The 24,498-nt window shown below is 73.3% G+C and carries 17 protein-coding genes; 9 read left to right on the forward strand and 8 right to left on the reverse strand.

The window, feature by feature from the left end:
• Positions 1 to 18 precede the first annotated feature (18 nt).
• The 3 genes from FLX08_RS19770 (at position 19) to FLX08_RS19780 (ending at position 7,019) form a co-directional block, all read left to right on the forward strand.
• Positions 19 to 4,344: a glycoside hydrolase family 38 N-terminal domain-containing protein gene (locus tag FLX08_RS19770; RefSeq protein WP_142620355.1), complete on the forward strand. Its 4,326-nt coding sequence runs from the start codon at positions 19 to 21 to the stop codon at positions 4,342 to 4,344.
• 14 nt (positions 4,345 to 4,358) lie between these two features.
• On the forward strand, positions 4,359 to 5,126 hold the full coding sequence (locus FLX08_RS19775) for a peptidylprolyl isomerase (protein WP_142620356.1): 768 nt from the start codon (positions 4,359 to 4,361) through the stop codon (positions 5,124 to 5,126).
• A gap of 63 nt (positions 5,127 to 5,189) precedes the next feature.
• Positions 5,190 to 7,019: a WS/DGAT/MGAT family O-acyltransferase gene (locus FLX08_RS19780; protein ID WP_244312761.1), complete on the forward strand. Its 1,830-nt coding sequence runs from the start codon at positions 5,190 to 5,192 to the stop codon at positions 7,017 to 7,019.
• Positions 7,020 to 7,051: 32 nt separating this feature from the next.
• Here FLX08_RS19780 and FLX08_RS19785 read toward each other — a convergent pair whose 3' ends face one another.
• Complete coding sequence (locus FLX08_RS19785) at positions 7,052 to 8,548, reverse strand: serine/threonine-protein kinase (RefSeq protein WP_208761545.1); 1,497 nt, start codon at positions 8,546 to 8,548, stop codon at positions 7,052 to 7,054.
• A gap of 157 nt (positions 8,549 to 8,705) precedes the next feature.
• Between FLX08_RS19785 and FLX08_RS19790 the strand changes: the two genes are divergently transcribed.
• Both FLX08_RS19790 and FLX08_RS19795 read left to right on the forward strand, forming a co-directional pair.
• Positions 8,706 to 9,335, forward strand: coding sequence for a TetR family transcriptional regulator (locus FLX08_RS19790; protein WP_142620358.1), 630 nt, complete (start codon positions 8,706 to 8,708; stop codon positions 9,333 to 9,335).
• Between the two features lie 210 nt (positions 9,336 to 9,545).
• Positions 9,546 to 11,375, forward strand: coding sequence for an MFS transporter (locus tag FLX08_RS19795; RefSeq protein ID WP_244312762.1), 1,830 nt, complete (start codon positions 9,546 to 9,548; stop codon positions 11,373 to 11,375).
• 361 nt (positions 11,376 to 11,736) lie between these two features.
• On the opposite strand, the gene FLX08_RS19800 is transcribed toward FLX08_RS19795, so the two are convergent.
• From FLX08_RS19800 to FLX08_RS19820, 5 genes are all read right to left on the reverse strand, one after another.
• Complete coding sequence (locus tag FLX08_RS19800) at positions 11,737 to 12,384, reverse strand: hemerythrin domain-containing protein (protein ID WP_142620359.1); 648 nt, start codon at positions 12,382 to 12,384, stop codon at positions 11,737 to 11,739.
• 70 nt (positions 12,385 to 12,454) lie between these two features.
• Positions 12,455 to 15,835, reverse strand: coding sequence for an ATP-binding protein (locus tag FLX08_RS19805; protein ID WP_142620360.1), 3,381 nt, complete (start codon positions 15,833 to 15,835; stop codon positions 12,455 to 12,457).
• Between the two features lie 84 nt (positions 15,836 to 15,919).
• A complete protein-coding gene (locus FLX08_RS19810; RefSeq protein ID WP_167530489.1) occupies positions 15,920 to 17,239 on the reverse strand; it encodes an amidohydrolase family protein in 1,320 nt (439 codons plus the stop codon).
• Positions 17,240 to 17,409: 170 nt separating this feature from the next.
• Complete coding sequence (mctP, locus tag FLX08_RS19815; protein ID WP_244312763.1) at positions 17,410 to 18,996, reverse strand: monocarboxylate uptake permease MctP; 1,587 nt, start codon at positions 18,994 to 18,996, stop codon at positions 17,410 to 17,412.
• A complete protein-coding gene (locus tag FLX08_RS19820) occupies positions 18,993 to 19,214 on the reverse strand; it encodes a DUF3311 domain-containing protein (RefSeq protein WP_208761546.1) in 222 nt (73 codons plus the stop codon). The genes mctP and FLX08_RS19820 overlap by 4 nt, the downstream gene beginning before the upstream one ends.
• Positions 19,215 to 19,452: 238 nt before the next feature.
• Between FLX08_RS19820 and FLX08_RS19825 the strand changes: the two genes are divergently transcribed.
• The 4 genes from FLX08_RS19825 to FLX08_RS19835 all read left to right on the forward strand — a co-directional run bounded on the left by FLX08_RS19825 (position 19,453) and on the right by FLX08_RS19835 (position 22,115).
• Positions 19,453 to 19,788, forward strand: coding sequence for a DUF1697 domain-containing protein (locus FLX08_RS19825; RefSeq protein WP_142620363.1), 336 nt, complete (start codon positions 19,453 to 19,455; stop codon positions 19,786 to 19,788).
• A 146-nt stretch (positions 19,789 to 19,934) separates the two neighbouring features.
• Positions 19,935 to 20,210, forward strand: a complete 276-nt coding sequence (locus FLX08_RS42175; protein WP_244312764.1) for a hypothetical protein — start codon at positions 19,935 to 19,937, stop codon at positions 20,208 to 20,210.
• Between the two features lie 38 nt (positions 20,211 to 20,248).
• Positions 20,249 to 20,473 (forward strand): hypothetical protein, encoded by a 225-nt coding sequence (locus FLX08_RS42180; protein ID WP_244312765.1) that lies wholly within the window; start codon positions 20,249 to 20,251, stop codon positions 20,471 to 20,473.
• 13 nt (positions 20,474 to 20,486) lie between these two features.
• Positions 20,487 to 22,115 (forward strand): ABC-F family ATP-binding cassette domain-containing protein, encoded by a 1,629-nt coding sequence (locus tag FLX08_RS19835; RefSeq protein WP_142620364.1) that lies wholly within the window; start codon positions 20,487 to 20,489, stop codon positions 22,113 to 22,115.
• A 16-nt stretch (positions 22,116 to 22,131) separates the two neighbouring features.
• Here the strand turns inward: FLX08_RS19835 and FLX08_RS19840 are convergent, their stop codons facing one another.
• Positions 22,132 to 22,623, reverse strand: coding sequence for an NUDIX domain-containing protein (locus FLX08_RS19840; protein ID WP_142620365.1), 492 nt, complete (start codon positions 22,621 to 22,623; stop codon positions 22,132 to 22,134).
• A gap of 34 nt (positions 22,624 to 22,657) precedes the next feature.
• Positions 22,658 to 24,289, reverse strand: a complete 1,632-nt coding sequence (locus FLX08_RS19845; protein WP_208761547.1) for a CocE/NonD family hydrolase — start codon at positions 24,287 to 24,289, stop codon at positions 22,658 to 22,660.
• Between the last annotated feature and the right edge of the window lie 209 nt (positions 24,290 to 24,498).

Genomic DNA, 24,498 nt, shown 5'->3' on the forward strand with positions numbered 1-24,498 from the left:
CCGCAGTTAGGGGTGCGCATGCGCGTCACCGCCGTCGAGTCCACCGAACTGTTCGTCCACCCGGCCACCGGAGAGGACGACCCGCGCCAGGTGGTCCGGGTCGTCCTCGGCGAGGTGCCGGACGACGCGTCCCCGGCGGTGGAGGTCACCGGCCCCGGGGTGCGCGGCGAGCGCACAGTGGACGGACGCACCCCGGACGGACGCACCCCGGACGGGCGCACCCCGGACGGGCGTCCCCCGGGCACCGTGGTGGCGGTGCCGGTGCGCGTCACCCCGCCCGCCGCGCTCCCGGGCGCGCGCGTTCCGATCACCGTGCGGGCCGCCGCGGGGCGGGAGCGGTGCACGGCCGAGGGGGAGCTGCTCGTGGCCGAGCCCGGGTGGACGGTCTGGATGATCCCCCACTTCCACTACGACCCGGTCTGGTGGAACACCCAGGCCGCCTACACGGCCACCTGGGACCACGCGGGCGGCGCGGCGCAGGCGAACCGGCAGAAGTTCCAGCACGCGGGGTTCGACCTCGTCCGGCTCCACCTCGACACCGCCAGAAGGGAGCCCGGCTACACGTTCGTGCTCGCGGAGGCCGACTACCTCAAGCCCTACTGGAACGCCCACCCGGAGGACCGGGCATACCTGCGCCGCCTGCTCGCGGAGGGCCGGGTGGAGATCATGGGCGGCACGTACAACGAGCCGAACACCAACCTGACCGGGCCCGAGGCGACGATCCGCAACCTCGTCCACGGCATCGGCTTCCAGCGCGACGTGCTCGGCGGCGACCCGGCGACGGCCTGGCAGCTCGACGCGTTCGGGCACGACCCGCAGTTTCCCGGGCTGGCCGCCGAGGCGGGGCTGACCTCCAGCTCGTGGGCGCGCGGGCCCTACCACCAGTGGGGCCCGATGCTCCGCGGCGGCGGCTGGGGCGACCCCTCGGTGATGCAGTTCCCCTCGGAGTTCGAGTGGGTGTCGCCGTCGGGGCGCGGGGTCATCACGCACTACATGCCGGCCCACTACAGCGCCGGGTGGTGGATGGACTCCGCGCCGACACTGGAACAGGCCGAGGCCGCGGTCTACGAGCTGTTCACGCTGCTCAAGAAGGTCGCCGCCACCCGCAACGTGCTGCTGCCGGTCGGCACCGACTACACCCCGCCGAACAAGTGGGTCATGGAGATCCAGCGCGACTGGAACGGGCGCTACGTCTCGCCCCGGTTCGTCTGCGGGCTGCCCAGGGAGTTCTTCGCCGCCGTACGGGCCGAGGGCGTCCGCCTGACACCGCAGACGCGCGACATGAACCCGATCTACACCGGCAAGGACGTGTCGTACATCGACACCAAGCAGGCGCAGCGGCACGCCGAGACGCGGCTCGCCGACGCCGAGAAGTTCGCCGCGATCACCACCGCGACCCTCGGCGCGCCCTACCCGCACGCCGCGCTCGACAAGGCCTGGCGCCAGATCGCCTACGGCGCGCACCACGACGGCATCACCGGATCGGAGTCCGACCAGGTCTACCTCGACCTGATGACGGGCTGGCGGGAGGCCTACGACCTGAGCGGGCAGGTCCTCGACGCGTCGCTGCGCCGCCTCGGCGAGGGGCTGACCGGCGTCGCCGTCTGGAACCCCTCCTCCTGGCCCAGGACCGACCTCGTCCGCGTGCGGCTCACGCTGCCCGAGCCCGGCTCGTACGGCGTCGCGCTCGACCCGCCCGTCCGCGGGCTGCTGCTTGAGCATCCCGAGCGGCACCCCGACGGCAGCCTCGCGGCCGTCGACGCGGTCTTCGTCGCCGACGACGTGCCCGCGCTCGGATATCGCACGTTCCGGCCGGTTCCCACCCGTGAGCCCGCGCGGATCGGCTGGGCCGTACGCGAGGGGACCCGGATCGCGAACGCCACACACGCGGTGGAGGTCGACCCCGAGCGCGGCGGGACGGTGTCAAGCCTCACCGTCGAGGGCCGCGAGCTGCTGCAACAGGACCGGGTGGGCAACGAACTGCTCGTCTACGACGAGCACCCGGCGCACCCCCGCTTCGGCGAGGGCCCCTGGCACCTGGTGCCGAGCGGCGGGGTGAGCGGCTCGGCCGCGACCCCCGCGGAGGTCCACGTCGCCGAGTGCCCGGCGGGCCGGCGGATCGTCGTCGCCGGCCGGGTCGGCCCGGTCAGCTACACGCAGGAGATCACGCTCTGGGACGGGCTGGCGCGGGTGGACCTCACCACCCACGTGGACGAGTTCCACGGCTCCGACGTGCTGCTCCGGCTGCGCTGGCCGGTGCGGGCGCCGGGGGCGCTGCCGGTCAGCGAGGTCGCGGGCGCCGTCGTCGGCCGCGGGTTCGGCCTCATCGACGTCGACTCCGCGGAGCACCCCTGGACGCTGGACAACCCCGCGCACAACTGGTTCGCGCTGTCGTCCACCGCCCGCGTCGTGCTGCGTTCGCCCGCCGGACGCCCCCTCGGCGCGCGGGCCGTCGGCGTCGCCGAGATCATCGCGCCGCAGGACGCGGCCGACGCCGACCTGAGAGACCTCGCCGTCGCCCTCGTGCGGCAGGGGGTGACCTCGACGTGCTCCACCGGGCCCGGCCCCCGATACGGCGACCTGGCCGTCGACTCCAACCTGCCCGACGTACGCATCGCGGTCGGCACGCCCGAGGAGAACCCGTTCGTCGCGGCGTTGCTGGACGACGCGGAGGCGGCGGAGCTGCGCGCGCGTCTCGACGCCGAGGGCCGGGCCCGCCTGTGGGTGCCGGCCGACGAGCCGCTGGAGAAGGTCTGGGTGCCGGGCGCGGACCTCACCGGTCTCCGCGACCTTCCGGTGCTCGTGGTCTGCGGCGAGGGCGCGGTGGGGGAGCTGATCGACGACCTCGCCGACGCGGCCGTGGAGGTGGTGACGGACGCCGAGCCGGCCGACGCCTCCCTCGACGACTACACGATCGGGCTGATCAACCGGGGCATCCCGGGTTTCGCCATCGATCCCTCGGGGGCGATGCACGTGTCGCTGATGCGGTCGTGCACCGGCTGGCCGTCCGGCGTGTGGATCGACCCGCCGCGCCGCACCGCGCCCGACGGCTCCGGCTTCCAGCTCCAGCACTGGACCCACACGTTCGAGTGCTCCCTGGTGGCGGGGCCGGGCGACTGGCGGGCGGCCGATCTCGTACGGCTCGGCCACGACGTCAACCACCCGCTGGCGGCGACCGTGGGCCGGGACGGGCCGGCGGGCGCGTCGCGGTCGTTCCTGGAGACCGGGCCCGGCGTGGTCCTCACCGCGCTCAAGGCGGCGGGCAACCCGATCGCCTCGGGCCGGACGCCCGGCGCGGTGACCGCGCTGACCGCCCGCGTGTACGAGGCGGGCGGCCGCACCGTCCCGCTGTCGATCACCACGACGCTGCCCCTGGACGCGGGCTCCGGGGGAACGGCGCCGTGGCGGCGGGCCGACCTCCTGGAGAACGTCACCGGGGACGCCCCCGGCACGCTCGACGGCATGGAGATCGTCACGCTCGTCGCCCCGCTCCGTCCCGTGCCGCCTGAAGAGGTGGTGGGGGAGCGGGCAGGCGGCTCTGACGTGAGCGGTTCGGGCGCGCATGCCGGCGGCCGGCCGGTGGCCTGCGGCAGCGCGCCCGTGGTGCCGGAGACCGAGCCGCACCAGCCGGTCCACACGCGCTACTGGCTGAACAACACGGGGCCCGCGCCGATGGGCGACCTGCCGGTCGCCGTGCACCTGTCCCCGTCCGACCTGGACGTCTCGGGGCCGGTCGACCTGACCCTGACCGTCGCCTCCGGCCTCACGGAGGACCGGGCGGAGGGCGTGGTCACGCTCACCGCCCCCGACGGCTGGTCGGTGACGCCCGCCGTCCGGCCGTACGTGCTGCCTCCCGGAGGCCACGCCACCGTGCCGGTCCGGCTCACGCCGCCCGCCGAAGCCGAGGCCGGTCTCTACGCGCTCACCGCGCGCATCGAGTGCGGCGGCCAGGCGTACGAGGACGTGACCCGGCTGCACGTGGTCCGGCCGGGGGAGGGCGGGCGGCGGTCAACGGGGCTGGAGGTGTCGCTGGAAGGTCTCGGCCACCCGCCGCGCCTGCGGCTGCGGCCCGGCGACCGGGCGGAGGTCGTGGTGCGGCTGCGGTCGGAGGCACGGTCGCCGGTCGCCGCGCAGGCGCAGCTCGTCAGCCCGTGGCAGACGTTCGAGATGTTCCCCGAGTGGAACGGCGGGGCCGTCGTGCCACCCGAGGGCGAGGCGGAGGTGTGCTTTCCGGTACGCGTGCCGCCCGGCGCTCGCCCTGGCCGCTGGTGGGCGCTGGTGAAGGTCGCCTGCGCCGGGTGGCTGCACTACACCGACACCATCGAGGTCGAGGTCGAGCCGTGAGCCGAGGTCGAGCCGTGAACGGTCCGCACGCTTCCCTGACCGGCGGCACGGTGGCGGCGACGGCGGGGGATCGGATGGTCACGGTCGGCGAGGTGGACCGGCGGCTGCGCCTGATGCGCGGCGGCCCGCTCGCCGCCCGGCTGCCGCGCCCGGAGACCGCCGAGGGCCGCAACCTGCGCCGCTGGCTGGTGCAGGTCATGGTGGCCGAGGCGCTGGCCGAGCAGGAGGCGGCCCGCCTCGGCCTGGAGCCCGAGCGTGCCGGCGCGGCAGAGGAGGCCGCGCTGACGCTCGCGGGCGCGCTGCGCACCGGAGGAGTCGCGGCGGCGGTGCTGGCGGCGTCACCGGCGGCGCGCGCGGTGTGCCAGGCGCTCGCCGCGGGCCACGAACCGGCCGAGGACGAGGTGCGCGACTACTACCGGCGCAACCTCGACCGTTTCACGACGCCCGAGACGCGCTGGGTCCGTCCGTTCGGGCCGGTCCGGCGCGGGGAGATCGCCGGGCCGATCGAGGACGCGGTCTTCGCCGCCCGCCAAGGTGAGACGGTCGGGCCCGTGGAGGGCCCCGGCGGTTCCTGGACCCTGGTGGTCGAGCGGATCGACGCGGCGCGGCGGGAGCCCTACGCGGCCGTGCGGGAGCCGATCCGCGCGGAGCTGGCGAAGGAGAGCGGGGAGCGGGCCTTCGCCCGGTGGCTCGACGCACGTCACGCCGACTCGGTCGTGCTCACGCCGGGGCACGAGCATCCGGCCGACCCCGCCCAGCCCGACGCCGACCACCGGCACTGACCATGGGAAACGCCCCGGTTCTCCGGCGGTCCGACCCCGGCGTTTCGGGGCAGGTGAGTAGGCATGGCACAGCAAGTCAGCGCCTTCGACGCGCAGTTCCTCAACTTCGAGACGGGCACCAACCTCGCACACATCGCGGCGCTCACCATTCTCGACCCCTCCGGGAGGCCCGGCGGCACGCTGACGCGCGAGGACCTGGTCGGGCTGCTCAAGCGCCGGCTCCACCTCGCGCCGCCGCTGCGCAGGCGGCTGGTCGAGGTGCCCTTCGGGCTCGATCACCCCTACTGGGCGGAGGATCGCGAGGTCGACTTCGACTACCACGTACGGGAGCTCGCGCTGCCTCCTCCCGGCGACGACCACAAGCTCGCCGAGCAGGTCGCCCGGCTGCACGGGTCCCGGCTCGACCGGGGACGGCCGTTGTGGGAGATCTACCTGATCCACGGCCTGGCCGGGGGCCGGGTGGCGATCTACACGAAGGTTCACCACGCCGCCGTCGACGGGGTCACCGGGGCCGAGGTGCTGGCCGCCGTGATGGACTTCGAGCCCGAGCCGTCCGCCGTTCCCGGCCCGGAGACCACGGCCGAGCCACAGCCGGCCCCCGACGCGGTGGAGATGGTGATCAGGGGCGTCGCACGGGTGCTGGACAACCCCTTCGCCCTGCTGCGTTTCGCCGCCGAGGCGATGCCGAGGCTCGACGAGGTGCCGTTCGTGGCGCAGCTTCCGGGGGTGGGGCTGCTCTCGCGGTTCGTCCGGCGCATCGGCGGCGGGGACGCCGAGCCCCTGCCCGAGCTGCCCCGCATGGTGGTGCCGCGCACGCCGTTCTCCGGGCCGATCTCGCGGCACCGCCGGTTCGCCTTCGGCCAGTTGCCCCTCGACGAGGTCAAGCGGATCAAGAACGCCTTCGGTGTCACGGTGAACGACGTCGTCATGGCGATGTGCGCCACTGCGCTGCGGCGCTGGCTGGCCAAGCGCGACGAGTTGCCCCGTCAGCCGCTCGTCGCCGGGGTCCCGGTCTCCACCCGGGGACAGGCCGGCAACGGCACGGTCGCCAACGAGGTCATGCTGACCATGACGACCCTGCCGACGGACGTGGCCGACCCGGGCGAACGGCTGCTGTCGGTGAACCGGTCGATGCGCCTGCTCAAGGAACGGCTCGCGGCGGCCCCGGCGGCCTGGCTCCTGGAGTTCAGCCAGGCGATGCCGGCCGCGCTGAGCGCGCTGGCGGCCAGGTCCGCCTTCCGGATCGCCTCGCGTACGGCTCCCGCCATGAACCTGCTGGTGTCCAACGTGCCGGGGCCCCAGACGCCGCTCTACGTGTGCGGGGCGCGGGTGACCGCGCTCTACCCGATGTCGGTGATCACCGATGTCAGCGGGGGGATCAACATCACCGTGTTCTCCTATGACGGCAAGCTCTGCTTCGGAATCGTCACCGACCGCGAGATGGTGCCCGACGTGTGGGACCTCATCGACTACCTGCGCGACTCGCTGGCCGAGTATGGCGCGCTGGCGGCCCAGCACGAGCCCGGTGCGGCGGAGCCGGGCACGCCTGCAACGCGGGTAGCACCCGCCAAGCCGGCCAAACCCGCCAAGGCCGGCAAGGCCGCGGAGCCGAGTAAGGCCGTGAAGCCGGGAAAGGTCACGGAGCAGGGAAAGGCCACAGCGCAAGGGAAGGCCACAGCGCAAGGGAAGGCCGCCGAGCGGGGAAAGGCCGCCGAGCGGGGAAAGGCCGGGACGCCGCGAAGGACGGCGAAGGCGGGCGCGGGAGCGAAGGGCGCGGGGACGAGTGGCGCGGGCGTGCGCGGCGCGGAGGCGGCCGGCGGGTCGCGCCAGGAGCAGGACACGGTTTCGAAGCCGAGACGGACGCGCAAGCCTCCGGAGCCACCGTCCGCCTGAGGCCACGCAGGCCGGCCCATGGAAGGCGTCGGTCAGAAGAGGGCGCGCGTACCGTCCGGTCCCGTGTGGTCCGCGCCGAGGCCGGACGTGTAACCGGGGAAGGAAGGGGTCCGCGCCTCCCGGTCGCCGTCTCCCAGCGTCAGCGCCGCGATCCCCGCCGTGAGCAGCAGGGCGAAGACGGCGGCGATCACGGCGAACACGATCGACTGCCGGGACATGGTGCGCGGCGGAGGCGGGGGAGCGGACCCTTGCCGGGGCCCCGCCGGCCGGTGACCGGGTGGCCGTTGCTCAAGTGGCGGGTGCTCGGGTGGCCTCTGCCCGGGTGAGCTGTGGCCGATCGAACCGTGGCCGACCGGACTGTGACCGGGTGGCCGTTGATCAAATGGCCTCTGCTCGGATGGCCGGTGCCCGCCCGTCGGGAGGCCCGGGGCCGCGTTCGGTGCGGTCGTCGCGCGGCGCAGATCCTGACCGATCGCGGGAACGCCTCCGGCCGGGCCGGTGAGCGAGTGCCCCGGCGCGGAGGGGGCGCTGGTCTCGCCGGGCCGTCGCTCCCCGGGATGAGGTCCGGGCGCCGAGGCGGGCCCGGAGGGGGACGGAGCGCTCCATCCCGGGCCGCCGGCCGGACTCCCGGACGCGGCGGGGCGCGGGTGATCCCGGGAGGCGGCGGGGTGCGGGTGATTCCCGGAAGCGGAGCCGTCCGGCGCCAGGGCGGCGAGTGCGTCCCGCAGCGCGGCGGCCGTCGGGATCCGCCGGGCCGGTTCGGTCTCCATGCCGTGGCGCAGGACGGCGGTGAGCGCGGCGGGCGCGCCGGGGATGTCGGGGACCGGCAGCCGGTGCAGCGCGATGATGGCCGCGATGTTCACCACGCCGCTGTCCGGGAAACGGGGCGGCCTGCCCTGGAGCAGGGCGTACAACGTGGCAGAGAGCGCGTACACGTCCCCGGCGGCGGTGGGCTCGGTGAGGTCGAACGCCTCCGGCGGGGCGTAGGCGGGTGTGAGCGACTCGCGCGTGACCGACACCTCGCCGCCCGCCGCGCCGCCCTGCCCCGGCATCGTCGCCAGCCCGAAGTCCGACAGGGCGACCATGCCGTACGAGTTGACCAGGATGTTGGCGGGCTTCACGTCACGGTGGAGGACGCCCACGGCGTGGGCGGCGGCGAGCGCGTCGGCGATCTTGATGCCGATGTCGCGCACCTCGCGGGGGCCGAGCGGGCCCGCGTCGCGCAGCCGGTCGGCCAGCGAACCGTTCGGGCACAGCTCCAGCACCATGTACGGCCGGCCGTCGGGCAGCACGCCCGCGTCATAGACGTCGGCGACGTGCGGATGGCCCGACAGGGCGCCGGCGGACGTCACCTCGCGCATGAACCTGCGCCGGTCGCGGTCGGAGACGAGCACCCGGTTGTCGACCTTGAGGGCGACCTCGCGGCCCACCGCGAGCTGCCTGGCCCGGTAGACGACCCCGAAGCCGCCCTGGCCCAGGATTCCGAGCACCTCGTAGCCCGGCACCAGCGGCCCGCCCGCCTCGCCCACCCCGCACCTCCAGAGGACCCGGCGGAACCGTTCAGGGGCGGATCCCGCGCCGGAGAATCCGGCCCGTAAAACCCGCGTCCGGCACATTACCGGAGTGATCGCCCAGAGGGCCCGGTCTTGATCCAGGCGACGCGGAATCGGCACCTATGCTGTGCTCATGACGGGGCTCACGACGGGAGGCGCCACGCCGGGAGGGACCACGCCAGGCGGCACCGCGACAGGAGGCCGGAGCCCGGAGCGGCGCAGGGACCTGCTCGACGCGGCCGACCGGGTGATCCGCAGAGAGGGCCCGCAGGCGTCGATGGCCGCCATCGCGGCGGAGGCGGGGATCACCAAGCCGATCCTCTACCGTCACTTCGGCGACAAGAGCGGCCTATACCAGGCGCTCGCGGAACGTCACACCCGCGTCGTGATCGACCTGCTGCGCCCGGAGTTCGCCAGGGCCATGTCCGACCCCCGGGCCCGCGCCCGGGGCGCCATCGAGGCCTACCTGGAGACCATCTCGGCCAACCCCAACCTCTACCGCTTCCTGTTCCACCGGGCCAGCGCCGAGGACTGCCGCACCCGCACACAGATGGCCGCCATCGTCCGCAGCGTCGGCGAGGAGCTGGGCGCGGCGCTCGCGGAGGAGGGCGTCGCCGACCCGGTACGCGCCCGGGTGCTCGGCCACGCGTTCGTCGGCATGGTGCAGGCGATCGGCGACTGGTGGCTGGAGAACCCCGGGCTCGACCGCGACACGGTGGTGGACAGCCTCGCCGACGTGATCGCCGGGGCGCTCCGGTCCTGACGGCGACCCCTCCCGACGGCCCCCAACCAGGTCATATAAGGGTCAAATCCGATTAAAGGCCCCCTCTGGGGCTTTCGTTCCGCATGCCCGCGAAACATCGATGTCACCCGGTCGGGGTAATTTAGTTGCGCTAACTAACTGTCTGTCCGTACGGCGGGCTGCGCGGAACCGGCCGCGCGCCGTACGGACCAAGTGGAGGGGAACCACTCCGTGGCCGTAGCGAACCAGCCCCTGGCGGGGGCGTCGCCGCAGTCGGCGCCGTCCTCGCGGTACAAATGGATCGCGCTGTCCAACACCACCCTCGGCGTCCTGATGGTGACGATCAACCAGTCGATCGTGCTGATCGCCCTTCCCGACGTCTTCCGCGGCATCCATCTGAACCCGCTCGATCCCGGCAACACGGGCTACCTGCTGTGGATGATGATGGGCTTCATGGTCGTCACGGCCGTGCTCGTGGTGATGTTCGGCCGCCTGGGTGACATGTTCGGCCGGGTCCGCATGTACAACCTCGGGTTCGCGGTCTTCAGCCTGTGCTCGATCATGCTGTCGCTGACCTGGATGGACGGCGACGCCGGGGCGATGTGGCTGATCGGCTGGCGGATCGTGCAGGGCATCGGCGGCGCGCTGTTGTTCGCCAACTCCACCGCGATCCTGACCGACGCCTTCCCCGTACGCCAGCGCGGCACCGCGCTCGGCATCAACTCCATCGCCGGCATCGCGGGTTCCTTCCTCGGCCTGGTCATCGGCGGCGTCCTCGCCCCGGTCGACTGGAAGGCGATCTTCCTGGTCTCGGTGCCGTTCGGCGTCTTCGGCACGATCTGGGCGTACGTCAAGCTCAAGGACAACGGCGTGCGGCGCCGGGCGCGGATGGACTGGTGGGGCAACGCGACCTTCGCCGTCGGCCTCATCGCCATACTGGTCGGCATCACCTACGGCATCCAGCCGTACGGGACCGGCGTGATGGGCTGGGGCAACCCCTGGGTGATCGCCGCGCTCGGCGGAGGCGTCCTGCTGCTCGCGCTGTTCGCCTGGATCGAGACCAGGGTGGACGAGCCGCTGTTCCGCCTCTCGCTGTTCCGTAGCCGCGCCTTCCTGGCGGGCAACGTCGCCAGCCTGCTGACCGCCCTCGGCCGTGGCGGCCTGCAGTTCATGCTGATCATCTGGCTGCAGGGCATCTGGCTGCCGCTGCACGGCTACAGCTTCGAGGAGACGCCTCTGTGGGCGGGCATCTACATGATCCCGCTGACCGTGGGCTTCCTGCTGTCGGCGCCGGTCTCCGGCTGGCTGTCCGACCGGGTCGGGCCGCGGATGTTCACGGTCGGCGGCGCGCTGGTCACCGCGGCGAGCTTCTACGCCCTGATGACCCTGCCCACGGACTTCGGCTACGGCGTGTTCGCGGTGCTCATCCTGATCAACGGCGTCGGGTCCGGGCTGTTCTCCTCACCCAACCGGGCGGAGATCATGAACTCGGTCCCGGCGGAGTCCCGCGGCGTCGGCGCGGGCATGACCGCCACCTTCCAGAACTCCTCGATGGTGCTGTCCATCGGCGTGTTCTTCAGCCTGATGATCGCGGGCCTGTCGCAGTCGCTGCCGCACACGATGCACGACGAGCTGGTGGCCCAGGGCGTGCCCGCGGCGCAGGCCGAAGGCATCGCCCAGCTGCCGCCGATCGCCGTGCTGTTCGCGGCTTTCCTCGGCTACAACCCGTTCCGGCAGCTCCTCGGCGGCATACTCGACCGGCTGCCCGACGGCGGCGCCCACCTGACGAGCAAGGAGTTCTTCCCCCACCTCATCGCGGGCCCCTTCCACCAGGGCCTGGTCATCGCCTTCTGGTTCGCCGTGGCCGCGTGCCTGGTGGCCGCCCTGTCGTCGCTGCTGACCGACCGTGTCGGCCGCAGGCACCGCGCCGCCGCCCACGAGTCGCTCGGCTCCGAGCTCGCCGCGGTCTCCGGCGAGGCCGGCCTGGCCGGCAACGAGCTCGTCGTCCCGGACGAGCAGTTCGACCCCCGGGGCGCCGCACCCGACGCGACGAAGTCCTGACGGGCACCGCCGCGTCCCCGCCTCGTCCTCACGGGAGCGGGGACGCGGCGCCAAGACCATCAGCGGCAGTGCCGCCATGGTCGCCGGGCTCTGTCCGCTCAGCCTTCGAAGACGATCCGCCGGCGGCGCCGGCGGCCGGGGCGCAGCAGTATCAGCGGCAGGCTGAGGCCGTACGTCGCATGACACGAAGCGCCGCGATCCGGACGCCGAAGGGTGGATCACAGCACGGACCCGAGCCGGGCGTGCCGCCGCCTACTGCGATGTGGTCCTCTCGCGCCCCGGCTACTGACCGGGCTCCCCGGGCGCGGCCTCCGCACGATCCCGGCGGAGGCCGCCGTCCACGTCATCCGTACGCGCCTGCTCACCCGTACACCTGCGACACGCGGCGCTCGTAGGCGCGGCGCCAGGAGAGCCGGTAGAGGACCCGCATGATGGCCGGAGCGGAGCCGTAGATGTGGTCACGGTCGGCGGGGGTGGCCACGTCGAGCAGCCAGGCGGCGAGCATCGGCAGGTCGCGCCCCTGGCTCTTGGTGACCTTCTTGCCCGACTCCTCCCACCAGGCCGCGCTGACGTGCTCCCTGATGAGCGGGACGACCTCCGACTCCTCCAGGTCGAGGTGGGTGTTCAGCAGGCGGTCGAGCGAGCGCAGGTCGGACGCGACCTCGCGGGCGGGCCGGCCGCCGCCGGAGAGCCTGCCGATGACGGCGTCCATCTCCTGGTGGTCGGCCTCCAGCCGGTCCAGCACGGCGCGGGCCTCGGGGACCAGGCCGCGCAGCAGCGGCCAGATCGCCTCGTCCTCCTCGGTGTGGTGGTGGTGCAGCGTGCGCAGCAGCAGCGCGAGGTGCTCGTCGACGACCGCGCGCCGCCGCTCGTCGCGGGGGTCGCAGCGGTCGAGGACCTCGGCCAGCCTGCCGAACTCGCGCCGCAGGCCGGCGTGGAAGACGAGGAACGTGACGAGGTCGGGAGCGGGGTCGCCCGGTCGGCGCCGGGTCTGCGTCGGTGTTGTCATGGGCCCACGATGGCCCCGCCCCCTTCACCGCCACTCAACGCCGACTTGCGGCCCGCCCCCGGGCCGGTTGTCAGCCGCGTACGGCTTCGCGTTCGGCGGCGATCCGGGCGGCCCACCAGGTGAGTCCGGCCGCCGCGCAGCGCTTGGCGGCCGTGTCCAGGTGCGCCCGCGCCGCCTCCGGCCGGGCCGCCCCGCCCAGGTGGGCCATCCGCCCCAGGTAGTAGCCGACCGGCCCGGCGCAGAACGTCCCCGCCCCGAAGGCGATCCGATCCTCGTACGGCAGGAGCCTGCGATAGGTCACGGCGCACGCCTCCCGGTCGTCCGCGACGATCTGGGCCTCGCCCAGCAGGCACAGCCCCGGCAGCTCGCCGAAGTCGCGCGGCAGCGCGTGCCAGCCCTGCTCGCGCGCCGCTTCGGCCGCCGTGCGGTCGCCCCGCGAATCGGCGATGAGCAGACCCATCACCTGCTGGTGCGCGGGGAAGGGCGAGTAGTGCGTCATCAGCTCGTCGGCGCCTTCGAAGTCGCGCATCGTGAAGTGCCGGGCGAGCAGCGCCGAAGAGAGTGTGGCGCTCGTGTGCCACAGGTTGAGCCGCTCACCGGCCTCGGCCGCCGCGGCGTACGCGTTGCCCGCGCCCTCGAAGTCCCCGTCGAGCAGGCGCCGGGTCCCGGTCCAGATGAGGTGCTGGAACCGGGGCCAGGGCAGGTCGAGCCGCTCGACCAGCACCCCCGCCCGCTCGGCGGCCCGGTCGGCGCCCGCCACGTCGAACAGGTCGATCCGGGTCCGCTCCCTGATCATGTGACCGAGCAGCTCGAACCCGGGCAGCCCGAGCCGGGTGAGTTCCTCGCCGATCGCGTCGAGCTCCGCCATGCGCTCGAGAAGCTGCACGCCCAGATAGCGCGCGTTCAGGGTGATCGCCAGCAGTTCCGGGCCGGCCTCCCCGGAGGCCACGAGGCGGCGGGCCATCGCCAGCGCCTCGGCCGTGGCGGTGTCGCAGCGGGGGTCGTTCGAGCCGTCGTAACGTTCCATCCCCAGGCAGCCGAGCAGCCGGCAGCGCAGTTCTGAGTCCCCCTCGGGCAGTGCGGCGAGGGCGTCCTCGATCCGCCGCACCGTGTGCAGCTCGACGTCGCCGTAGGTGTAGAACTTCCACAGTCCCGGGGCGTCCAGGCTGGTCAGCGCCCGGGCGGCGAGCAGCGGGTCGCCCGACCTGTCGGCCGCGAGCACCGCCTCCGCCCGGGTCTGCCGGGCCTCGAAGCCGTGACCGGCCGCGAGCTGTGCGCGGACGAGCCGGAGCAGGAGCTCGACGTGCTCGTGGGGGTCCGCGCCGGGCAGCGTCCCGTGCGCCTCGACCGCCCGGCGCCACCACTGCGCGGCGTCCTCGTACGCGTGCCGTCCCGCCGCCTGCCCCGCCGTGGCCGACGCCCAGCGCACCGCGTCAGCGACGGCGGCGGGCCCGGCGGCCATCGCGTGCCTGGCGAGGAGCGCGAGGTCGGCCCCCGGCCGCAGTTCGAGCGCCCGGAGCGCGGCCAGGTGCAGCCCGGCCCGGCGGCGCGGCGGGATGTCGGCGTAGACCGTCTCCCGGACCAGGTCGTGGGTGAAGCGCAGGTCCTCGCCGAGAACGCGGAGGGCGGTCGCGGCGTCGAGCGCCTCGTCCACATCCACGTTCCCGTCCGCGTCCGAGGTGTCCGAGGTGTCCGGGGTGTCCCAGGCGTTCGCGACGACCTCGGCGAGCAGCCACCGGTCCGCGCCGGTGCCGAGCACGGCCGCCGCGTCGACGGCGGGACGGTGCCGGGCGGGCAGGTCGAGCAGGCGGCGGCGCAGCACGTCGGCCAGGCCCTCGGGCACCCCGGTGAGCGCCCTGTCGATGCCCTGGTCTTCGGCCAGCCGGAGGGTCTCGCGGATGAACAGCGGATTGCCGCGGGTGCGCTCGGCGAGCGCCGCCACGCTCGCCGCGTCGCGCAGCCCCGACAGCTCGGCCACCGCTTCGGGATCGAGCCCGGCGAGCGGCAGACGGAGGGCGTCGTGCCGCCCGAGCAGGCCGAGGGTGTCGTGCACCGCGGCCGGGCCGTCGCCGGACCGTACGGTGATCACGACGGCGACCGCGCCGCGCAGCAGCAGCGCGAGGTCGGACAGCAGGCCCAGCGACCCCGTGTCGGCCCACTGGAGGTCGTCGATCACCACGAGCAGCGGCTGATCCGCCGCGACCGTCTGCAGGTAGGCCGCGGTCGCCTGGTGCAGCCGGAACCTGGCCTCGCTCGCCTCCGAGGGACGTCCGGCCCCGGTCGCCGCGTCGTCTTGCGGGGCGGCGTCGCCGAGCAGCACCCGCAGGGCGGCGGCCTGCGCGGGGGATGGGGGGACCTGAGCGGCGAGACCCCGCACCACCTGTTGCCACGGCCACAGCGCGGGCGCGCCGGAAGTCTCGTGACACCGCCCCCAGGCGACCAGCCAGCCTTCGGCTGCCCGCCGCTCCGCGAACGCCTCCGCCAGCCACGTCTTGCCGATGCCCGGCTCGCCGGAGAGCACGGCGATCCCCGGCCCGCGCTGTGCCACTCCCCGGGCCGCCTGGACCACGTCGCGCGCCAGCTCGTCGAGCCGGTCGACCTGCGTCCCCCTGCCGACGGCGCGCCGTTCCGGCCGCCCGGGCCTTACTGTTCCGGGCTGCGCCGTCCCGGGCTGCGCTGTCTCTGCCAGCGCCGCCTCGGCCGGTGCGGTCCGGACCGATGCCTGCTGCCGTACGGGGGCGTCGAGGGCCGGGTCCTGAGCGAGGATCGCCTCCTCCAGGCGGCGCAGCGCCGGGCCGGGGTCGAGGCCGAGCTCGTCGGCCAGGTGGCCCCGGGCCGTGCGCAGCGCCTCCAGCGCGTCCGCCTGCCGGCCGAGGGCGTAGAGCGTGCGGGCGAGCAGCTCCCACAGCCCCTCCCGCAGGGGGTGCGCGGCCACCAGGGTCTCCAGTTCGCCCACCACATGGGGGTCGCCCACCCGCCCGGCCAGGAGGCGTTCCCGCGTCACCAGGTGCGCCTCGGCGAGCCGCTCGATCTCCGGCCGGAGCCAGGGCACGTCGCCGAACTCCTCGTACGGCGTGCCGCGCCACAGGGCCAGGGCGCGTTCCGGCTCGCCGGCCTGGGACAGACGGACGAACTCGTCGGCGTCCACCTCGTGCGGCCCGAGCGCGTACCCGGGTGGGCGGCTGAGCAGCACGGACGAGGGCGTGCGCGGAGCGCGGCCGGGTTCGAGCACCCGGCGCAGGTTGGAGATGTAGCTGTGCAACGTGCTCTGGGCGCGCGGCGGCGGCGCGCCGTCGTACAGGTCGTCGAGGATCGCGTCCACCGACACGGTCGCGCCCCTGGAGATCAGCAGGCGGGCCACCAGCAGCCGGGGCCGCGGCCCGCCGAGGTCGACGGGAACGCCGTCGACGTACGCCTCGACCGGGCCGAGCACCCGGAACATGACCGCCATGCCGGGATTGTGCCACGATCATCGGCCGGCACTGAGCCCGCGGACGGTGCGCGCCGCTGCCCCTCCACACGCGGCATCCGCTTTTCAGGCGCCCAGCACCCCGGGCACGGCCTCGCAGAGGTGGGCGACGCTCGCGGCGGCGGCCTCCATGGCCCGCCCGACCGGCCCGGTGAGCACGCCGTCGCGCTTCACGACAACGCCGTCGCAGACGACCGTACGGACCAGCCCGGGGTGGCCGGCGAGGACGACGGCGGCGCGCGGGTCGAGCATCGGGGCCATGGCGGGGGTGCCGGCGTCGACCACGATGAGGTCGGCGCGCTTGCCGGGTGTGAGGCTGCCGGTGACGGCCGACAGCCCCGCCACCGCGGCGCCGTCGGCGGTGACCATCCGCAGCAGGCCGGCGGCGGTCAGCGGCGCCGGGTCCTGCGTGAACCTGTGGTGCGCCAGAGCCGCCCGCATCTGCGTGAACATGTCTCCCGAGGTGGCGACCTCGGTGTCGGTGCTGAGGCCGGTGACGAGGCCCGCCCGCAGGAGACGGCCGGTCGCCGGTGTGCCGAGCCCGGGCAGGGTCATCTCGATGAACGGCGACACGCTCGCGGTCGCGCCCGCGTCCGCGGCGGCCTTCAGCTCGTCGTCGCCGGTCGCGCTCGCGTGCACCAGGGTGATCGTCTCGTCGAGCAGGCCCTCGTCGTGCAGCCACCCGACGCTGCCGGCCTTGTCGGCCGAGCCGATGTGCATGGTGGCCCGCAGGCCGAGCTCCCGCGCGAGCAGCAGGTCGCGCCGGGCGGCGGAGGGGGCCGACATCTCGGGGCCGCGCGCCGCCAGGGCCATCGTCACGCGGGCGGTGTCGTCGCGGAGCACGTCCCTGACCCGGCGGACGTCCGCGGGGAGCTCCGCGTCGCTGTGGTCGCCCACCCAGGTCAGCGGGTCGATCTGCGGCCAGCCGTAGGCGAGGACGCCCCGGATGCCGCTGTCGCGCAGCGCGGCCACGGCGGCGTCGCTGTGCTCGGGGGTGTTCTGGATGTGGGACCAGTCGACGAGCGTGGTGATCCCGGCCTCGAGTGCGCCGAGCGCGCCGAGCAGGGTGCCCGCGTAGACGTCCTCGGGCCGGAAGTTCGGCCCGAGCTGGAGGAACGCGGCCCCGAGGTAGTCCATCAGGCTCCAGTCCAGCCCGATGTGGCGCAGCGAGGACTGCCAGGTGTGGCGGTGGGTGTCGACCAGGCCCGGCATCACCACGCAGCCGGAGGCGTCCACGACCTCCGCCTCCGGGGACGCTTCGGCGGCGGGGCCGACCGACACGATCACGCCGTCGCGGACGACGACGTCTGCGGGGCCGTCCGGCACCGCCGGGTCCATGCCGATCACGTGACCGCCGGTCACGATGAGGTCGTTGCTGAGAGGCATCCTTGGCTCCTTGGTCGTTCGAGGTGATGCCTCTTTGTCCCACCGCATGCTTGTGGCCGACTCCACGCGGCGCGCGCCGCCGCGTGAAGCCGGCCACAAGTCCGTACGGAGCCCGATCAGGCGGGGCCCCGATCAGGCGCCAGATCAGGAGGTCACGGTGCTGGGGGACCTCAGGAAGCGGGCGCCGTCGTCTCCAGTTCGTGGACGCGCGGGTCGCCCTGGTCGGCGAAGTAGTCCTCCGGCTTGGTGGCGTCCGGGCCGTCGGCGCTCTTGAGCGCGCGGGCCACGAAGGTCCCGAGCACGGCGACGACCAGGTTGACGATCAGCGCGAGGAACCCGGCGTACACGGTGATCTTGGTGTCGAACCCGAGCTGCGACAGCGGGAAGGCCGAGCCGCCGAAGTGCTCGTGGTTGGTGGCCGGGTTGGAGATGTTGTACAGCAGCAGCATCCCGGCCGCCATGCCGCCCGCCCAGCCCGCGATGAGGCCGCCCCGGTGGAACCACCGGGTGTAGAGGCCGAGGCCCACCGACGGGAGCGTCTGCAGGATGATCACGCCGCCGATGAGCTGCAGGTCGATCGAGAACTGCGGGTCGATGAGCAGGATGCACAGCACCGCGCCGACCTTCACGGCCAGCGACGCGATCTTGCTGACCCTGGCCTCCTGGGCCGCGTCGGCGTCCCGGTTGATGTACTCCTTGTAGACGTTGCGGGCGAACAGGTTGGCCGCGGCGATCGACATGATCGCGGCGGGCACGAGCGCGCCGATGCCGACGGCGGCGAAGGCGACCCCGGCGAACCAGTCGGGGAAGACGTTGTCGAACAGCTGCGGGACGATCGTGTTGTTGTCCTTGCCGATCGGCGTGACCCCGGCCGCGATCGCCATGTAGCCGAGCAGCGCGATCAGGCCGAGCAGCAGGCTGTAGGCCGGCAGGGCCGACATGTTCCGCTTGATGACGTTGCGGTTCCGCGACGCGAGGATGCCGGTGACGCTGTGCGGATAGAGGAACAGCGCCAGCGCCGAGCCGAACGCGAGCGTGATGTACTGGAGCTGGTTGTTGGCGTTGAGCGTGATGCCGCCGCTGCCCGCGCGGTCGAACTTCGCCTTCGCGGCGTCGAAGATCGAGTCCCAGCCGCCGAGCTTGGCCGGGATGTAGACGATCGCGACCAGGATCACCAGGTAGATCAGCGAGTCCTTGACGAACGCGATGAGCGCGGGGGCCCGCAGCCCCGACTGGTAGGTGTAGGCCGCGAGGATCGCGAACGCGATGATCAGCGGCAGGTCGCCGGTCAGCCCCATCGTCTTGAGCACCGCCTCGATGCCGACGAGCTGCAGCGCGATGTACGGCATGGTCGCGACGATGCCGGTGATGGCCACCAGCAGCGCCAGCGTGGGGGAGCCGAAGCGTACGCGGACGAAGTCGGCCGGAGTGACGAGGTTGTGCACGTGCGAGACCGACCACAGCCGGACCAGCACGAGCATCACCATCGGGTAGACGATCACCGTGTACGGCACGGCGTAGAACCCCATGGCGCCCGCGCCGAAGATCAGGGCGGGCACGGCCACGAAGGTGTAGGCCGTGTAGAGGTCGCCGCCGATCAGGAACCAGGTGATCCAGCTGCCGAAACTGCGCCCGCCGAGGCCCCACTCGTCCAGGCTGGCGAGGTCGCTGGGGCGGCGCCAGCGGGCCGCGAAGAAGCCCATGCCGCTGACGGCCAGGAACAGGAGCGTGAAGATGACGATCTCGGTGGTCTTCACCGGCTCCTCCTCGTGGCGCGGTAGACGAGGGTGGTGGAGCTCACGCCGAGGATGATGAAGGCGAGCTGCAGCCAGTAGAACAGCGGGATGCCGAACAGACGCGGTTCCTCGGCGTTGAACAGGGGCGTGATGAGCGGGATGACGATCGGCAAGAGGAGCAGCCAGTTCAGCGGGCTCTTGTCGGGGTTTCGGCCGTGGTCGGCACGGGGGGTCGTCACACGTTCTCCAATCGGACACGGACCAGGCGTGCCCGGCTGATCCGCGTGACGGGCCGCCGCGCGGATCAGCGGGACGGTTATCGGCGGCAGCGTAAGGACGCACAGGTAACAGGGACATCACTGATCGCCGAACGGTCGTGTTGGCGCGCCCAGCGACGACCGGCGCCCCTGACATTCCGATACCTGACGCTGTCTGACAGGAACGGGCGCTAACGTCCCATCGGAAGGAGGCGATCAGATGTGCTACGTGGCGCTGTTGCGCGGCATCAACGTCAACCCCGCCACCACGCTGGCGATGGGCGATCTCAGGGCCCTGCTGACACGTCTCGGGTATGGCGGCGTGCGCACCCACCTGCGCAGCGGGAACGCCCTGTTCACCGCCGCAGGGGACGCCGATTCGATCGCCGCCGCGATCGAGCGGGAGCTCTACGTCTACTTCCCCGACGGCCTGCGGCGGCCCAAGCTGCCGCCTCTCCTGGAGAAGCACTCGACGGGCCCGGCCACCATGCGCAACTGGAACACCGTCACCCGCCTGCTCGCGCTCGCCGAGGACCGCGAGGAAATATCCGGATGACCGGGGCCGAGTCGGCACGCCACCATGAGGGCGATGACGACGCCGAACCTGCCCTACCGCTGGAACCTCATCAGGCCCGACCCGCTCGGCACCCTTCTCGACGGCCGTTCCGAGCCCGCCCTGCCCTATCTGGACGACCTGGTCGAGTGTGGCGCGAAGGTCCTGGCCCGCAGCGGGGATACACCTTCACCCGTCTCTACGAGCTCCTGCGCGACTGGATCGAAGAGGAGCGCGAGGCGTGGGACGTGATCCGGCTGAAGCTGCGCTTTCTCGGTATCACCGAACGAGGGAAGACCAGCCCGAAGACGTGGCGCTGGTGGCAGGACTGCGCCTGGACGGCGGACCTGCCGCGCAGCGCGGTCACCAACGTCTCCGTCGGCCGCTTTTTCTGGTTCTACCTGGGGACCACCAGAAGAAGCTGACGCCGTCCTTCCGCCCCACCCGCTGGACCGACGAGACCGTGGCCCGGCCCCGTCACGACGAGAAGACCCTGGACGCGTTGGCCGAAGCCGTCGCCGTCGTCGGGCGCGGGCGAACCCCGGAGGTCCGCACCGCGCTCGCCCGCGTCATGGCGCGGGAGCCGTCCTTCGCGGAACCGTGGCTGCGCTCGCTCGCCCTCGAACTCCGGCACGGCTCGCCGTCGCGGCGCCACGCCGTACGGCGGAGCTCACGCGGGACCCAGTAAGGTCGGTGTCCTGATGAGCGCCACTCTTGTCGCGAAGGAACTCGCCGCCGGGCACGGCGACCGCGTCCTGTTCGCGGATCTCGATCTGGTCGTCGCACCCGGGGACGTCGTGGGGCTGGTGGGGGTGAACGGCGCGGGCAAGTCGACGCTGCTGCGCCTGCTGGCCGGCCTCGCCGCCCCCGAGCACGGCAGCGTACGGCTCAGCCCGCCCACCGCCAACGTCGGGCATCTCCCGCAGGAGCCCGAACGGCGGCCCGGTGAGACCGTCGCCGCCTTCCTCGCCCGCCGCACCGGGGTCGCCGCCGCGCAGCGGGCCCTCGACGCGGCCACCGAGGCGCTCGTGAGCGGCGACCCCGGCGACGCGTACGCCGAGGCCCTCGATCGCTGGCTCGCCCTCGGCGGCGCCGACCTGGAGGAGCGGGCCGCGGAGGTGGCCGCCGACCTCGGGCTCGCGGTCGGCCTGGATCAGGAGATGACGTCGCTGTCGGGCGGCCAGGCCGCCCGGGTGGGGCTGGCCTCGCTGCTGCTCAGCCGTTATGACGTGTTCCTGCTCGACGAGCCCACCAACGACCTCGACCTCGACGGCCTGGACCGGCTCGAACGCTTCGTGACGGGTCTGCGCGCCGGCACCGTGGTCGTCAGCCACGACCGCGAGTTCCTCGCCCGTACGGTCACCAGGGTGGTCGAGCTCGACCTGGCCCAGCAGCAGGTCCGCGCGTACGGCGGCGGCTACGACGCCTACCTGGAGGAGCGCGAGGTCGCCCGCAGGCACGCCCGCGAGCAGTATGAGGAGTACGCCGACACCAGGGCGTCGTTGGAGGCCCGCGCCCGGGCCCAGCGTGCCTGGATGGAGAAGGGCGTCAAGAACGCGCGCCGCAAGGCCCCCGACGGCGACAAGCTCGGGCGGAAGTTCCGCACCGAGGCGACCGAGAAGCAGGCGGCCAAGGCCCGGCAGACCGAGAGACTCATCGAGCGGATGGAGGTCGTCGAGGAGCCGCGTAAGGAGTGGGAGCTGCGGATGGAGATCGCCGCCGCGCCCCGCTCCGGAGCCGTGGTCGCGACGCTGCGCGGAGCGGTCGCGCGGCGCGGCGCCTTCACGCTCGGGCCCGTCGACCTGCAGATCGACTGGGCGGACCGGGTCGCGATCACCGGCGCGAACGGCTCGGGCAAGAGCACTCTGCTGGGCGTCCTGCTCGGCCGGATCCCCCTCGACGAGGGGACGGCGGCGCTCGGCCCCAGCGTGGTCGTCGGCGAGGTCGACCAGGCCCGCGCCCTCTTCGAAGGCGGGGAGCCGCTGCTCGACGCGTTCGGCGCGCTCGTCGACCTGCCGCCCGCCGAGGTCCGCACGCTGCTGGCCAAGTTCGGCCTGCGCGCCGACCACGTGCTCCGTCCGGCGGCCACGCTGTCGCCAGGTGAGCGTACAAGGGCGGCCCTCGCCCTCCTGCAGGCCCGCGGGGTCAACCTGCTCGTCCTGGACGAGCCCACCAACCACCTCGACCTCCCGGCGATCGAACAGCTGGAGTCGGCGCTCGCCTCCTACACCGGGACCCTGCTGCTCGTCACCCACGACCGGCGCATGCTCAAGGCGGTCCACACGACACGGCGCATCGACGTCGAGGCCGGCCGGATCCACGAAGGCTGACCGCCCGTCCGCCGCGTCACGACGATCGGCCGAAGTAGCGGGCCACCACCTGCGTGTGCAGCGGGAAGGCCAGCTCCCGTGGGCCGTCGATCACCAGCCACTCGCTGGTCTCCGCGGTGGGCGCGACCGGCGGCAGGGCGTCCGCGGTCGTGCGCGGCCCGAGGCCGAAGACCAGCACGGTGCCGTCGGGCGCGCTGACCGTGTCGAACAGCCGCACCCCGGCCGCCTCGACGGAGACGCCCGTCTCCTCGCGGAGCTCCCGGGCGGCGGCCTGCTGCCAGGACTCGCCGATGTCGACGAAGCCCCCGGGCAGGGCGAGCAGGCCGCGGTGCGGCTCGACGTCCCGGCGCACCACGAGCAGGCCGTCGTCCACCGGAAGCACCATGACCGCGACCGGCAGCGGGTTGAGATACGCGGTGCTGCCGCACTCCTGGCAGGTCCGCGGCCAGGGCAGGCCGGGCGCGTAAGCCGCTCCGCAGAAGGAGCAGTGGGAGTTCCTGATCGCCATGATCGCGAGGGTAGCAACGGCGCCGGGAGCCGGCTCACGGCAGCACGGGGAGGATCACGGCCGAGGGGCGGCGGGAATCGTGGAGGATCTCCTGGTCGGAGGCGACCAACGGGGTGCCCGCCGTCAGCGGCGCGCCGGTGCCCGGGTTGCGCGCGATGCGCGGGTAGGCCCCGCTGGCCACCTGCACCCGGATGCGGTGGCCGCGGCGGAACCGGTGGCCCATCGGCCACAGGTCGATCTCCACCCGGCGCACGCCGTCCTCGTCGCAGCGGTCGGCCGGGGTCAGGCGGCGCACGCCCTCGCAGACGTTCATCGACGTGCCGTCGGGATGCACGTCGCACACCCGTACGACGAAGTCGGTGTGCTCCCTGCTCGTACGCACGAACAGTTCGGCGCTCACCGGGCCGATCATGTCGGTGTCGCGGCCGAGCACCTCGGAGGTGTAGACGAGCACGTCGCGCCGGGCCTCGAGACGCCGGTTGTCCCTCGGCTCGGAGTTGCCGATCAGCACCGGGCCGCCGATCACCGGGGTGGGATGCGCGGGGTCGTAGCGGTAGCGGTCCGGCTCGCCGCCCGCCGGGTTGTCCCGCGACAGGGCGAAGCCCGGCTGGAGGTGCCAGCGCTCGCGCCGCATGCCGGGCGGCGGCCAGTCGGGCTCGTCCCGCCACTCGCCCGCGCCGGTCACGTACAGCCGGACAGGGGAGGGACGCAGCCCGGACGGGTCGCCGAGCAGGTGGGCGCGGAACCAGGCCAGGGCGTCCGTGTTGGCGGCCCACCCGTGCCGGATGTCGGCGTGATACCAGGGCCCGATGGTCAGGTAGGGCTGCCGCCCGGCCTTCCGCAGCGCCGCGTAGTCCTTGAGCTGCCAGGGCAGGAACACGTCATACCAGCCGCCGGTCATCGTGATCTCCGCGCCGACCTGCTCCACCGACGCGGAGAAGTCCACCCTGTCCCAGTAAGAGCAGTAGCTCTCGCCGTGATGGGCCAGCAGCTCGCGGAAGAACGGCAGCGGCCTGCCGGCCGACAGCAGGTCGAGCTCGTGCAGCGGGCGGCCCGACAGCACGGCCCGCCGCGTGCGCCGGGGCGCGATGAGGGCGGCCACGCCGCCCAGCCGGCCCTCCAGGTGCGCGGTGAGCGTCGTCCAGATCAGCGTCGACTCCAGCGCGAACGACCCCCCGACGTACGCCGCGTCACGGAAACAGGAGGCGGTCACCTGGACGGCCATCGCCCGCAGGTCGGGGGTCTCGGCCGCGATGGCCCACTGGGTGTAGCCGAGGTAGGAGGGCCCGTGCATGGCGAGGCTGCCGCCATACCACGACTGCTCCCGCATCCACTCGACCGTGGCCAGGCCGTCCTCCTGCTCGTGGACCAGGGGGTCGAGCCGCCCGCCGGAGCCGAAGCCGCCCCGGCAGCTCTGCAGCAGCACCTGGAACCCGTGCCGCGCGAAGGTCCAGCCGTACATCCAGCCGACCACCCCGCTCCTGCCGTACGGCGTGCGGATCAGGATCGTCGGCGGCCGGTCGGCGCCGACCGGTGTGTAGTGATCGGCCAGGAGCGTCACGCCGTCCGGCATCGGTACGGGCATGTCGCGGCGGACCCGGACGCGGTGGCCCTGAAGGCCGACCTGCCGGGCTGGACCGCGGCGGTGCACCGGCACGCGGGCCATGCCCCCTCCTTCCCCGGCATCGGGCCGATCGACCCGCGCCGAGAGTGAGGTTTCCCCACCAGTAACAGAATATCTATCCGCCATTCGCCGTTCCAGTCGCGCCGCGTTGCATGATCGCGCTTCCCGCCGCTACCCTTGGCCCATGCGAACTCAAGCACCCTCGCAGTGGTGGCGCCGCTGACAGGCGGCGTTTTCGCATTCGCGTCGAA

The organism is Microbispora hainanensis, from assembly GCF_006874475.1.
Lineage (GTDB): Bacteria > Actinomycetota > Actinomycetes > Streptosporangiales > Streptosporangiaceae > Microbispora > Microbispora hainanensis.

Bases quoted from the DNA above. Each gene is read 5' to 3' on its own strand.
- FLX08_RS19835 (WP_142620364.1), top strand. From the start codon at position 20,487: ATGAGCGCCACTCTTGTCGCGAAGGAACTCGCCGCCGGGCACGGCGAC.
- FLX08_RS19825 (WP_142620363.1), top strand. From the start codon at position 19,453: ATGTGCTACGTGGCGCTGTTGCGCGGCATCAACGTCAACCCCGCCACC.
- FLX08_RS19840 (WP_142620365.1), bottom strand. From the start codon at position 22,623: ATGGCGATCAGGAACTCCCACTGCTCCTTCTGCGGAGCGGCTTACGCG.
- FLX08_RS19780 (WP_244312761.1), top strand. From the start codon at position 5,190: ATGGCACAGCAAGTCAGCGCCTTCGACGCGCAGTTCCTCAACTTCGAG.
- FLX08_RS19770 (WP_142620355.1), top strand. From the start codon at position 19: ATGCGCGTCACCGCCGTCGAGTCCACCGAACTGTTCGTCCACCCGGCC.
- FLX08_RS19805 (WP_142620360.1), bottom strand. From the start codon at position 15,835: ATGGCGGTCATGTTCCGGGTGCTCGGCCCGGTCGAGGCGTACGTCGAC.
- FLX08_RS19845 (WP_208761547.1), bottom strand. From the start codon at position 24,289: ATGGCCCGCGTGCCGGTGCACCGCCGCGGTCCAGCCCGGCAGGTCGGC.
- FLX08_RS19810 (WP_167530489.1), bottom strand. From the start codon at position 17,239: ATGCCTCTCAGCAACGACCTCATCGTGACCGGCGGTCACGTGATCGGC.
- FLX08_RS19790 (WP_142620358.1), top strand. From the start codon at position 8,706: ATGACGGGGCTCACGACGGGAGGCGCCACGCCGGGAGGGACCACGCCA.
- FLX08_RS19800 (WP_142620359.1), bottom strand. From the start codon at position 12,384: ATGACAACACCGACGCAGACCCGGCGCCGACCGGGCGACCCCGCTCCC.